Origin of the sequence: Bradyrhizobium yuanmingense, assembly GCF_900094575.1 — a bacterium.
Classification (GTDB): Bacteria; Pseudomonadota; Alphaproteobacteria; order Rhizobiales; family Xanthobacteraceae; genus Bradyrhizobium; species Bradyrhizobium yuanmingense.
The window spans coordinates 512,135-524,184 of record NZ_FMAE01000004.1; the positions used below are offsets into that span (position 1 = coordinate 512,135).

Below are 12,050 nucleotides of genomic sequence, written 5' to 3' on the forward strand. Positions count from 1 at the left end.
CCGACATGACTGAAGTGCTGTTTTACCATCTGCAAAACATGACGGTGGAGAATGTGTTGCCGCCGCTTCTCGAGAAATCGCTCGAGCGCGGCTGGCGCGTCGTGGTGCAGTCGACCTCGGAGGAGCGCGCCGATGCGCTCGACTCGCACTTGTGGACCTATCGCGACGATTCATTCCTGCCGCACGCGACATGGCGGGTGAACGATGTGGCCGACCAGCCGATCGTGCTGGCGATCGAGGGCGGCAATCCCAATGGGGCCAATGTCCGCTTCCTGGTCGACAACGCCGCGCTGCCGGAGGACGCCCAGGGCTATGAGCGCATGGTGCTGCTGTTCAACGGCGACGATCCCGACGCGCTTGCGCTCGCCCGCACCGCCTGGACGGATTGCAAGGCGCGGGGATTTGATGTCACCTATTGGCAGGCCGACGACCGCGGCCGGTGGCAGAAGCGTAATTAGCCGCAATTAATGATAATTTGCACTTTTCGGGCGATGCTGGCTTCGGCCACCTTCATGCCGCAAAGGGATGTTGGGACAATCGCTTAGGGCTGGTCCTTCACGTGGGGAATTCGTTTATCGTGCGACATCAAAAGCTTCCCGGCTCGCTCTTGATTGCGTTGGCTGCCGTAGCACCGCTGGTCGCGGGCTGCGCGGGCGGGGCCGATTTGCTGTCGAAGGATGCCGAATGGTTCCAGAAACCCGGCCGCCTCTTCATCAAGAACATCTCGATCGAATCGCCGCCGCTGACCCCCGACAAGCCGGTGCGGGCTGAGGATCTCGTCAGCGCCGACGGCGCCTGTCCCGGCATGGCGCCGCCGCCCGGACCGGCCGATGCCAATGCCTCGACGACGCCCGCGCCGATCGGCGGCACGGTCGCGCTCGGCCACACCGAATGCGACGTGGTGCGCGGCATCGGCGCGCCCTCGACCGTCAACCTGTCCAACGACGCTGGCGGCCGCCGCGTCGCCATCGTCACCTGGACCACCGGTCCGCGCGCCGGCATCTACACGTTCACCGCCGGACGTCTGTCCTCGATCGAAGGCAATCCGGACCCGCAGCCGGTGCCGAGGGCCGCCAAGGGGAAGAAGAAGCAGGCATAGGCGGGGATCACTTCCGCAGCAGTGAAAGAATCTTCGCACTCAGAGGATCGGCTTGGTGCTCAAGCGATCAGGCTCGCGAACGCGGAAACGGCCCTTCATCTTGAGGCCGTCACGCATGTTGAGACCGAGCAGAACGATGTTCGCTGCTCCGGCGGCCAGCTCGAGAGCCTGCACGGCGTAGAACGTGGTGTCGAACTCCGCGGCCTTCGCCTTGGAGGCAAGAAACAACGCGGCGGGAATCAGAATCAGGATGCCGTTGCCGGCAATGAACGGCATGCGTTTGATCTTCGCACCGATCAGGCCGGCGCGCCGCTGCTTTGCCAGGACGAATCCCGAGCCTCCCGTCGCCGCAAGCATCGGAATGAGCAGCAGGAAGCCCCACGGTATGGCGGTCTTCACCATGGCTATGGTCTCGTGTGACGCAAACAGCTCGGTGAGAGCCGTGGAAAGCCAGAAAGTCGCAATGGTGATCAGTGCGACCGCTCCCGCGACTGGGTGGATGATCTTGGTCATGGGTCTGCCGTTTTCGAAGCGAGCTACGCGACGCAGATGCCGGGCACCGCGACTTTCTGGAACAGGTGCGGGGAGGCGACCGCGGATGCAGGGTAAGCCGAGATCTTCGACCTGAACTCGGGGTGCGTGAACGCAGCCCGGAAATCGGCATTCGTCTGCCAAACTGCGTAGTTCAGATACGTGGGGCTTTCGCCGATCGCCCGATGAAGCTGGGTGGAGATGAAGCCCGGCTGCCGCTTCATGAAGGCGGCATCGTCTTGCCAGATCTTAAGGAAGCTTTGTTCGTCGGCCTTGTCGAGCGTGAACAGATTCACCAGTACCAAAGGGCCGGCGTCGATGCCGAGCTGGCGCTCGATAGGAAAGTCAGGGTCCAGTGGGCGTAAACGTGCCATGACGAACTCCGTCGAGATGGTTTTATGGTGTCAATGTGGTACTATGAGCAATCTAGTAATTTGACATCATGATGTCAATAACTATCTATGGTGACGGATGCGGAAATTCCAACGGACGCCGGCCGGCGATGCTCTGACGAACCTCATGCTTGACTTGTTCCGGCTGAACAGCCTGCTCCTGACCGCGGGGGACCGTTTGGTGGCCCCGCTCGGGCTCACCAGCGCCCGCTGGCAGATTCTCGGTGCCATCGTGCAGGCGGAGCGGCCGCAGCCCGTGGCCTGGCTCGCCCGCGATCTCGGCGGCAATCGCCAGAACGTGCAGCGGATCGTCAACGACCTCCATGCGGAAGGCCTCGTTGCCTTCGAGGCCAATCCGCATCACCGCCGGGCGCAGCTCGTCGTCCTCACCGACAAGGGGCGGCGCGCTTTCGACGCCGCCATGGCTTTGCAGATGCCGTGGGTCAACAGCCTTTCCGAAGGGCTTGCGGTCAAGGATCTGCAAACGGTTCATCGCATCGTCGCGGCACTCCGTAACAAGCTCGAGAGCGATGCCGAGGCGCAGACGTGAGGTGGGCGATGGCGAGGCCGCGTGCAGGTCGCATGTCCTCCATCGAAGGCAATCCGGACCAGCAGCCGATGCCGAGGGCAGCCAAGTCCGAAGAGGAAGCAGACGTAAGGTAACGGCTACGGCCGTCCCTTCATTGCATCTTCGAACAACAGGATCTGACCGCTCAGTCCCCTGAATGTAGTTTTCTCGGGCCAAATTTTCTCGAGCTCGCCGAGCAGATGGCGGGTGAGCGGCTTCCAGTCCCAACCCGACCTTAGAGAATAGATGCTGAGGGTCATGCCTTCATCCGCACGAGTAGGATGGATACGAGCGAGCCACGGCTCGTCGTCCACGCTGATGCTGATTCCGGCATCGTTGCACAGGCTTACGCTCCGCCATATGACGTTTCCATCCTGGCTGTGTACGTCGCGCCGAATTGATAGCGCTTGCGCTTGACCGAAGTCGGCGAAGGTTTGCTCGAGTTTTTTCCATTCTTCGGGCGGCACCCTTAGATTTGCATGGACTTGTAGTCGGACGGGCGTGCGGCTGTCCCGGAAGAGATTGTGGCAGCTTTTGTCTCTTACGACGACCGGCAGGACGAAGACGCCGCATGTCAGAAGGACGGCTGCAGAAACGACACGCCATGATCGTTCATCAGACCCGGATATTCGTATGGCGGCCCAAAAGGTGAGGCCGCCAACAAGGCCCAACGAACCCAGGAGTCCTAAGGTGCTGACGTACTCGATCCAACCAAACGGGGGTGGTGCGCCGTTGAACCAATTGATCGTTGTCGGCGTGCCGCCACCGATCATGGAAATCAATGCTAGGACGCCGAATGGCATTGCCCCGACGGCGAAACCTCCGAGAGCGCAGGCCGCAATCCCGACGTGCGATCGCTTGCGGCTGATGAGAAGATAGAGGGGAAGACCGAGCAGCACTGCGTGCGCCGTTGCGACCATGAACGTCGTCATGGTCAGGTTCAGGCCTTGCGTGATCACGACGATATTGATCGTCTCTTCGATCTGCATGAAAGATGGGATGACGAACGCAATGGTCGCAGCGAACGCCGCAAGTAGAGCCGCAGCCAATAGATGCAAATGCCGCTGAAATCGCATGTCGAGTGGTGGCCCAGATTGTCGTGATCCCACAACTGACAACTTAAAGCATGATGCGGAAAAAGGGCGAAGCGGTTTTCCGGAGAGTTCATGCGCAGCGAACAGCCAAAAGCGTGACAGCTCAGGATCTCGTCGCGCATTAGCGCACCGCCTGATCAATTGCCGGCTGCTTGCCACGGGCCCGGTCGCAGTCGCTCAGATGTCCGTCTGCGTTGGTGGCCCGACCATAATCGTGATCGCAACACTCCTGCTGACGTCGCTTTCGTGATGGCCGCGCGCCCCGGAATGCGCTTTGATGGCGCAAACAACAATCCGGAGGAAACTAATGCGGTTCATTGCCCTCGCATCGGCGCTGCTTTTGCCGCTCGGTGCGGCATTCGCCCAGGACTATCCGACCCGGCCCATCACCATGCTGGTTCCATTCGCGGCGGGCGGGCCGACCGACACCATCGCGCGGCTGACTGCGGCCGGCATGGCGAAATCGCTGGGACAGCAGGTCATCGTCGAGAACGCGACCGGTGCCGGCGGCACCATCGGCACGACCCGGGCCGCGCGCGCCCAGCCGGACGGCTACACGCTGCTGATCCATCACGTCGGCATCTCCACAGCGGCGACGCTCTACCGCAACCTCAGCTACGACACCAAGACGGCCTTTGCGCCGATCGGGCTCGTGACCAACGCGCCGATGACCATCATTGCGCGGCCCGATTTCCCGGCCAACACGCTCAAGGAGCTCGTCGCCTACGCCCAGCAGCAGGGCGACAAGCTGACCTACGCCAACGCCGGCCTGGGTGCGGCCTCCCATCTATGCGGCATGCTGTTCATGACCGCGATCCAGAAGCAGCTCACGACGGTGCCCTACAAGGGCAACGGCCCGATCATGAACGACCTGCTTGGCAAGCAGATCGATCTCACCTGCGACCAGGCGACGAACACCACCGGGCCGATCACGGCCAAGCAGGTCAAGGCCTACGCGATCACCACCAAGGAGCGGCTGAAGAGCCTGCCCGATCTGCCGACGGCCGACGAGGCCGGCCTGAAGGGTTTCGAGCTCGGTGTCTGGCACGGCATCTATGCGCCCAAGGGCACGCCGCCGGCGGTCGTTCAGAAGCTGACCGCGGCGCTGCAGACCGCGCTCAAGGATCCCGCGCTGATCGCCCGGTTCAACGACATCAACACCGAGCCGGTCCCGCAGGACAGGGCGACGCCGGAGGCGTTAGGCGCGACGCTGACGAGCGAGATCGACCGCTGGGCGCCGATCATCAAGGCGGCCGGGCAATACGCGGATTGAGGCTGGGGCGTACCGCTGGGCTTGCCGGCCGAGCGGGCAAAAAGCAACTCCTTCAAAGGCTAGTTCGCCGGTGCCATAGTGCCGGTACTGTGCATGGGGTTGTTTTGCACGTTTGGTTGGAGCGCGGAGGAGCGCTAGCCCGCCGCCTCGTCGAACTGCGCGCTCGCCTCGAGCCATTGCTCCTCGGCGCGCGCCAGCGCGTCGGCGGCATTGGCGCGCGCCTTCGACAGCTGCGCCGCCTGCTTGGGATCGCGCGTAAAGATGTCGGGCAGGGCCAGCGCCGTGTCGATCTTGGCGATGATCTCGCTGACGCGGGCGATCTCGGCCTCGGCTTCCGCAATGCGCTTCTTCAAGCCTCCGCGATTGTCCGCTTTCGGCCGCTGCGGTTTCTCAGGCGTCGCGCTGCGCTCGCGCGGGGCCTCCGCGTTGCGCGTGGACAGCACCAGGCGACGATACTCGTCGAGGTCGCCGTCGTAATTGGTGACGGTGCGGTCGGCGACGATCCAGAGCCGATCGGCGCAGGCCTCGATCAGATAGCGGTCGTGCGAGACCATGATCACCGCGCCGGGAAACTCGTTGATCGCTTCCGCGAGCGCGCCGCGGCTGTCGATGTCGAGATGGTTGGTCGGCTCATCCAGGATGATCATGTTGGGGCCGAAGAAAGTCGCAAGCCCCAGCAGCAGGCGCGCCTTCTCGCCGCCTGACAATTTGCCGGCCTTGGTGTCGGCCGCCTTGCCGGAGAAGCCGATCGCGCCGGCGCGGGCGCGCACCTTGGCTTCGGGCGCATCGCCCATCAGCTTGCGGACGTGGTCGTAGGCGGAGGCGTCCTCGTTGAGCTCGTCGAGCTGGTGCTGCGCGAAATAGGCGATCGACAGCTTGTCGGCGCGCGTCACCTTGCCCGAGAACGGCGCGAGCCGTCCCGCGAGCAGTTTCACAAGCGTCGACTTGCCGTTGCCGTTGGCGCCCAGCAGCGCGATGCGGTCGTCGTTGTCGATGCGCAAGGTGACGCGGCCCAGCACCGGGCTCGCCGGGTCGTAGCCGACCGAGGCGTTGTCGACGGCGATGATCGGTGGGGACAAGATCTTCTCCGGTGCCGGGAAGCTGATCTCGCGCACGTCCTCGGTGACCAGCGCCGTGATCGGCTTCAGCCGCTCCAGCATCTTGACGCGCGACTGTGCCTGCCGGGCTTTCGAGGCCTTGGCCTTGAAGCGATCGACGAAGGACTGCAGGCGGGCGCGCTCGGCCTCCTGGCGCTTGACCGCCTTGGCGTCGAGCAGCTCGCGCGCGGCGCGCTGCTCTTCAAACGAGGAGTAGCTGCCCTTGTAGAGCGTGAGCTTGCCGCGCTCCAGGTGCAGGATCTGGTCGACCGAGCTTTCCAGGAGGTCGCGGTCGTGGCTGATCACGATCACGGTGCGCGGATAATGCGCAAGGTGATCCTCCAGCCACAGCGTGCCTTCGAGGTCGAGATAATTGGTGGGCTCGTCGAGCAGCAGCAGGTCGGGCGCCGCGAACAGCGTTGCCGCGAGCGCAACGCGCATGCGCCAGCCACCGGAGAACTCGGCGCAGGGGCGGAGCTGATCAGCGGCGGAGAAGCCGAGGCCGGAGAGAATCGCAGCCGCGCGGCTCGGCGCCGAATGGGCGTCGATGTCGACGAGGCGGGTCTGGATCTCCGCGATGCGGTGCGGGTCGGTGGCGTGCTCGGCTTCGTTCAGCAGCGCGTCGCGCTCGAGGTCGGCCTTGAGCACGACCGAGATCAGGCTTTCGGGGCCGTTCGGCGCTTCCTGCGCGAGGCTGCCGATGCGCCAGCGCGGCGGCAGGGTCACCGAGCCGTGCTCGGCCGCGAGCTCGCCGCGGATCACCTTGAACAGCGTCGACTTGCCGGTGCCGTTGCGTCCGACCAGGCCGACGCGCGATCCGGGCGTGATCTGCACGGAACTCTGGTCGATCAGAAGGCGTCCGGCGAGGCGGATGGAGAGGTCGGTGATGGCGAGCATGCGGCCTTGTCACCGCAAGGCGCGGCGAACGCAACTCGTTTTTGCGTTAGTGCGTCTCGCGTTCGCGCCGCTGCAGCTCGTTCAGGAGCTGCTCGAGATGGGTCGGAAGGCGCGGCTCGGGCCGGAGGCTCTGCTGCAGCCGTTCGCCCACGGCATCGCAAATCGAGCGGCTGGTGCGCCGGTCGATCTGTTCGCTGTCATTGGCAAAAAGCCCAGCCATCGCAAGGTTCCGTGTTCTCGAAGTAAAGACACGGTACCAAGTCATTGCCGGCGAAATGGTTTCGCTGGCTTTGGGGAAAGCCGGGTATTCTCGTAAAAATTGTATGAGCGGCGCTTTGTACGCTCAAGGCAAAGCCCCGGCGAGGGGGGCGCCGGGGCTTCTCTTGGAAGGTACCTGGGGGGCTTAGGTAGCCTTCGGAAGGTGCTGACGGATTCAGTAGCAGCGGTTGATCAGCCGCCAGCGGGGTCCCCAGGGGGTCGGGACCAGCCGGCGCACATAGCAGCCGCCATAACCGTAGGAGACGGGACCGCCGGCGTAGAAGCGCGGTCCGCCCCAGCCATGGCCGTGGTGATGGCCGTGGTGATGGTGCGCGTGCCCGTGGTGCCGGCCACCGCCATGCCCGCCGCCTTGCCAATGAGCGGAGGCCGAGGTCGGCGCCAGCGCAGCTCCCAGCGCGACTGCGGCGACAGCGGCAAGCGAAAGTTTCCTCAACATGGTTATCTCCTGAAGACTGCCAGCGCGGGGCTATCGCGCCGATGGAAAGGCCGCCGAAACGGTCCGCCTGAGGTCAGGCTTCGGTTTCGATGGGCCCAACCTTACGCCGGGGAAGCTGAACCGGATCCTGACAGCGGTTTCAGATTGGGTTCATCTGGGTGAAATTGTCGTCATCCAGCGGATCGGAGCCATCCCCTCGCGGAAACCGCCTATGAGGCTGTTCCGCGGTCGCTTGCCGTCCGGCGAAGGCGCCGATATAAGCCCCGCAACCCCGAACCCCCGCTTTCTCCCCAAGGACAAGATCATGGCCATCGAACGCACTTTCTCGATCATCAAGCCCGACGCGACCGAGCGTAATCTGACCGGCGCAGTCAACGCCGTGATCGAGAAGGCGGGCCTGCGCATTGTCGCGCAGAAGCGCATCCGCATGACCAAGGAGCAGGCAGAGACCTTCTATGCCGTCCACAAGGCGCGCCCCTTCTTCGGCGAGCTCGTCGAATTCATGACCTCCGGCCCGGTCGTGGTTCAGGTCCTGGAAGGTGAGGGCGCGATCGCCAAGTACCGCGAGGTGATGGGCGCGACCGATCCGTCCAAGGCTGCCGAGGGCACCGTGCGCAAGCTCTACGCCAAGTCGATCGGCGAGAACTCGGTGCACGGTTCGGATGCGCCGGAGACCGCCGCGATCGAGATCGCGCAGTTCTTCTCGGGTAACGAGATCGTCGGCTGATCCAGTCGGCAGACTAGAGGCGACCGGCGAAGGGACTCATTGTGGACTGGCTCTGGCAGATCTTCGATCCCGCTACGATCGGGACCTTCTTTACCCAGTTCCGCAACGAGATGGCCGCACCGACTTTCTGGATCGCGGTCGGCAAGATCATCTGGATCAACATCCTGCTCTCCGGCGACAACGCGCTGGTGATTGCGCTCGCGTGCCGCGGTCTGTCGCCGCGGCATCGGCTCTGGGGCATGATCTTCGGCGCCGGCGCAGCGGTGATGCTCCGGATCATCTTCACCGGCATCGTCGCCACCCTGATGGAGCTGCCGTACCTCAAGCTGGTCGGCGGCCTTGCGCTGATCGTGATCGCGGCAAAGCTCCTGGTGCCGGAGAACGAGGACGAGAACGACGTCGACGCTGCCGCGCATCTGTGGCACGCCATCCAGATCGTCGTGGTGGCCGACATCGTCATGAGTCTCGATAACGTCATTGCTGTCGCTGCCGCAGCCAATGGCAGCATGCCGCTGCTGATCCTCGGCCTTACCATCAGCGTGCCGTTGATCGTCGCCGGCGCCGCGCTGATCATGGCACTGCTCACAAAGCTCCCGGTGCTGGTCTGGGCCGGTGCGGCGCTGCTCGGCTGGATCGCGGGCGAGGTGATGGCGACCGATCCCGGGGTCACGCCGCGGCTGCATGCGCTGCTCGAGGGGCCGTTCGGCGCCTCGCTCGACGCCATGCTCGGGGTCTTGCGCATCCCGCCGCAATTCGGCCATGGCGGGGCCGGCGGCGAGTATTTCTGTGCTGTGATCGGAGTCGTCGTCGTGCTGGTGGTCGGCACCATCTGGCGCCGGCGCAGTCTCACCGCGGCTGCCCTCGAATCCTCCGAACGGCACGCCAAGGCCTCCACGGAGTGACGTTGAAGCGCTGATCGGTGCGGCCGCCCCTCCAGCGATGAGAGGCGTCCACATCACTGAGGCCGCTTCCCGCGTTGGCAGGACGCGAGCGATCACCGGCCACGGGTTCGGCCGAGTCCTCCCATCATTGCATTCGTATGACCGGCGCGCATCACGCTTCGCGAAAGCTCGCGTCGCGCGCGCGTGCGCGCGGGCGTTGCGTGGAGAGTGGTCGTTCGCAACCCTCACGCGATTTAGACCTTGTCTTATTATAAACTACTAAGATTCAAGGGTGCTTTCGTTGACTCGACGAGGGTTCCCACGGCACCTCGCCCCGACGTTCATGTTCATGAAATCGGAAGGTGCGATGTCGTCGAAAGTGTTTTGTCGTCCTGTTGCCGTTCTTGCCGCTCGCATCAAGACGCTTCTGACGTGCGCCAGCCCGAGGGCCTTCACGGTTTCCGTGGTCTCCATTGCCTTGTGCAGCGACGGCGTCCTGCACGCCAGCAGCGCGCAGAGCGCTGCGCCCCAGGCCGTGGGGGGAAGCACGTTGCCGGCGGTGACCGTCACCGCAGACGCGCCGAAGCCGCGCGCGCGTCCACGAGCCAATCCAGTCAGGAGGGCGGGCCGCGGCGCGCCCGCGAACGAGCGGGCTAAATTGCAGGCGGAAGCGACCCCGACGGCTGCGAGGCCCGGTGCACTGCCGCGGACTTACGCAGGCGGGCAGGTGGCACGTGGAGGCCAGGTCGGTTTGCTCGGCAACAAGGATTTCATGGATACGCCCTTCAACATCACAAGCTACACGGCGAAGAAGATCGAAGATCAACAGGCCGTCACCGTCGCCGACGTCGTCAGCAACGATCCCTCGGTCCGTTTCACCGGCCAGACCGGCGGCATTCTCGATTCCTTCTTCATCCGCGGCTTTCCGATCGGGGAAGGCAATGTCGGGGAAATCGCCTTCCACGGCGTCTATGGCGTTGCACCGAACTACCGCGTGTTCACCGATTACGTCGAGCGCATCGAGATCGTCAAAGGCCCGACCGCGCTGCTCTACGGGATGGCGCCGAACAGCAGTGTCGGCGGCACCATCAACATCGTTCCGAAGCGTGCCGGGGATGTCGATCTCACGCGGGTCACGACTGACTACGCGTCAAACACCCAGCTCGGCACGCATCTCGACGTCAGCCGGCGGTTCGGCGAGAACCGCGAATTCGGCATTCGCGTCAATGGCAGCTATCACAACGGCGATACGCCGTTGGACAATCAGTCCCGCGAGGCGCATGTCGGCTCCGCAGCGTTCGATTATCGCGGCGAGAAGTTCAGGGCCTCGCTCGATTTCATCGATCAGGAGGAAAAGTTCGACGCGCCGACGAGACCGTTCCTGGTCGCAACCGGCGTCGCCGTTCCGACCGCGCCGGTCGGGCGGCGCAACGTCACGCAATCCTGGGAATTTGCCAAGGTTCACGACAACTCGCTTCTGGCGCGCGCCGAATACGACGTGACTGACGCAGTGACGGTGTTCGCCAATGTCGGCGGCGGCAGGACCCAGGTCGACCGTCTGTTCGGGACGCCGACGATCCTGAACGCGGCTGGCAACACCACATCGACGCCGGGACGGGCGAAATTCGACATCGAGAGGAACGTGGCCGACGCCGGCGTGCGGGCCCGGATCGAGACCGGCGCGATCAGCCATGCCGTGAGCTTGCAGGGCAGCTACTACATGGACGAGGTTGCGCGCGGCTTGGTGAACGGCACGCCGGTGCTGTCCAACATCTATGCGCCGATCGCCCGTCCCCAGCAGTTCGTTGCGGCTCCCGCGACCGTGCCGCGGCTGTCGGACACCGAGCTGACCGGCATTGCGCTGGCGGACACCATGTCGGTTCTCCAGGAGCGGCTTCAGCTGACGGTCGGCGTCAGGCAGCAGGGCGTTAGGTCGAACAACTACAACACCACCACGGGCGCCGTGAGCTCGGCCTATGACCAGACGGCGTTCACACCGATGGTCGGCGTGGTCGTCAAGCCCTGGAGCAACGTTTCGCTCTACGCCAACTATATCGAAGGGCTCAGCAAGGGCGACACCGCGCCGACGACGGCCGCAAATCAGGGCGAGGTCCTTGCGCCGTATCTGAGCAAGCAGAAGGAAGCAGGCATCAAGGTCGATTTCGGCACGCTCGCGACCACGATCAGCCTGTTCGAGATCACCAAGCCGTCGGGGCAGACGGGTGCCGGCAACGTCTTCCGGGCTGATCAGGAGCAGCGCAATCGCGGCGTGGAATTCACGGTGTTCGGAGAAGTGCAACCGGGCATTCGCGTTCTTGGCGGCGTGACGTTGATCGACGCGGAGCTGACGAAGACGAGCACGCTGGCCAATCTCGGCAAGACGCCGATCGGAGTGCCCGAGGTGCAGGCCAATCTGTCCGCCGAATGGGACACCCCGTTCGCACCGGGGCTGACATTGGTCGCCAACACCATCTATACCGGGCACCAATATCTGAATGGGGCAAACACGCAGGTTGTTCCGGCCTGGACGAGGCTCGATCTGGGCGCGCGCTACACCACGCGCATCAACAACCGGCCAGTGACGGTTCGGGCCCTGGTCCAGAATGTGTTCGACACCAACTACTGGGCTGGCGTCGCGAGCTTCTCTGCGCTAGCGCAAGGCTCGCCCCGAACCCTGCTCTTGTCGATGTCGACCGACTTCTGAGCTTTGGCCTCCTCGGGCCGGCTGCGGAGCTGGATCAGGCGCAGACGACGGGTGCTCTGAATGGACCACACA

General features: G+C 64.1%; 13 protein-coding genes. 7 read left to right on the forward strand and 6 right to left on the reverse strand.

What is annotated here, in order from left to right; genetic code table 11:
- The first annotated feature begins 5 nt into the window (after window positions 1-5).
- Both GA0061099_RS15950 and GA0061099_RS15955 read left to right on the forward strand, forming a co-directional pair.
- The gene (locus GA0061099_RS15950; protein ID WP_036000609.1) at window positions 6-458 is read left to right on the forward strand and encodes a DNA polymerase III subunit chi; all 453 of its coding nucleotides are present in this window, start codon (window positions 6-8) and stop codon (window positions 456-458) included.
- A 158-nt stretch (window positions 459-616) separates the two neighbouring features.
- On the forward strand, window positions 617-1,099 hold the full coding sequence (locus GA0061099_RS15955; RefSeq protein ID WP_081492884.1) for a hypothetical protein: 483 nt from the start codon (window positions 617-619) through the stop codon (window positions 1,097-1,099).
- Between the two features lie 39 nt (window positions 1,100-1,138).
- On the opposite strand, the gene GA0061099_RS15960 is transcribed toward GA0061099_RS15955, so the two are convergent.
- Together GA0061099_RS15960 and GA0061099_RS15965 are read right to left on the reverse strand one after the other, a co-directional pair.
- A complete protein-coding gene (locus tag GA0061099_RS15960; RefSeq protein WP_036022723.1) occupies window positions 1,139-1,612 on the reverse strand; it encodes a hypothetical protein in 474 nt (157 codons plus the stop codon).
- Window positions 1,613-1,635: 23 nt separating this feature from the next.
- Window positions 1,636-2,004 (reverse strand): antibiotic biosynthesis monooxygenase family protein, encoded by a 369-nt coding sequence (locus GA0061099_RS15965; RefSeq protein WP_036022724.1) that lies wholly within the window; start codon window positions 2,002-2,004, stop codon window positions 1,636-1,638.
- A gap of 97 nt (window positions 2,005-2,101) precedes the next feature.
- Here GA0061099_RS15965 and GA0061099_RS15970 point away from each other — a divergent pair, with 97 nt between their 5' ends.
- Window positions 2,102-2,572 carry a MarR family winged helix-turn-helix transcriptional regulator gene (locus GA0061099_RS15970; protein ID WP_036022725.1) on the forward strand — a complete coding sequence of 157 codons (471 nt, stop codon included), beginning with the start codon at window positions 2,102-2,104 and terminating at the stop codon, window positions 2,570-2,572.
- A 116-nt stretch (window positions 2,573-2,688) separates the two neighbouring features.
- Here the strand turns inward: GA0061099_RS15970 and GA0061099_RS15975 are convergent, their stop codons facing one another.
- Entirely contained in the window at window positions 2,689-3,666 is a 978-nt protein-coding gene (locus GA0061099_RS15975) for a hypothetical protein (protein ID WP_141697615.1), read from the reverse strand.
- Between the two features lie 325 nt (window positions 3,667-3,991).
- On the opposite strand from GA0061099_RS15975, the gene GA0061099_RS15980 reads away from it, so the two are divergent.
- Window positions 3,992-4,957 carry a tripartite tricarboxylate transporter substrate-binding protein gene (locus tag GA0061099_RS15980; protein ID WP_036022727.1) on the forward strand — a complete coding sequence of 322 codons (966 nt, stop codon included), beginning with the start codon at window positions 3,992-3,994 and terminating at the stop codon, window positions 4,955-4,957.
- Between the two features lie 134 nt (window positions 4,958-5,091).
- Here GA0061099_RS15980 and GA0061099_RS15985 read toward each other — a convergent pair whose 3' ends face one another.
- The 3 genes from GA0061099_RS15985 to GA0061099_RS15990 form a co-directional block, all read right to left on the reverse strand.
- Window positions 5,092-6,951, reverse strand: a complete 1,860-nt coding sequence (locus tag GA0061099_RS15985) for an ABC-F family ATP-binding cassette domain-containing protein (RefSeq protein ID WP_036022728.1) — start codon at window positions 6,949-6,951, stop codon at window positions 5,092-5,094.
- Window positions 6,952-6,997: 46 nt separating this feature from the next.
- Window positions 6,998-7,171: a hypothetical protein gene (locus tag GA0061099_RS41160; protein WP_167361656.1), complete on the reverse strand. Its 174-nt coding sequence runs from the start codon at window positions 7,169-7,171 to the stop codon at window positions 6,998-7,000.
- 213 nt (window positions 7,172-7,384) lie between these two features.
- On the reverse strand, window positions 7,385-7,666 hold the full coding sequence (locus GA0061099_RS15990; RefSeq protein ID WP_074447892.1) for a sulfur globule protein precursor: 282 nt from the start codon (window positions 7,664-7,666) through the stop codon (window positions 7,385-7,387).
- A gap of 304 nt (window positions 7,667-7,970) precedes the next feature.
- Between GA0061099_RS15990 and ndk the strand changes: the two genes are divergently transcribed.
- The 3 genes from ndk to GA0061099_RS16005 all read left to right on the forward strand — a co-directional run bounded on the left by ndk (window position 7,971) and on the right by GA0061099_RS16005 (window position 11,978).
- Window positions 7,971-8,393 (forward strand): nucleoside-diphosphate kinase, encoded by a 423-nt coding sequence (gene ndk, locus GA0061099_RS15995; protein ID WP_036000620.1) that lies wholly within the window; start codon window positions 7,971-7,973, stop codon window positions 8,391-8,393.
- Between the two features lie 41 nt (window positions 8,394-8,434).
- Window positions 8,435-9,295, forward strand: a complete 861-nt coding sequence (locus GA0061099_RS16000; protein WP_036022729.1) for a TerC family protein — start codon at window positions 8,435-8,437, stop codon at window positions 9,293-9,295.
- Window positions 9,296-9,641: 346 nt separating this feature from the next.
- The gene (locus GA0061099_RS16005) at window positions 9,642-11,978 is read left to right on the forward strand and encodes a TonB-dependent receptor (RefSeq protein WP_420886531.1); all 2,337 of its coding nucleotides are present in this window, start codon (window positions 9,642-9,644) and stop codon (window positions 11,976-11,978) included.
- Window positions 11,979-12,050 lie beyond the last annotated feature (72 nt).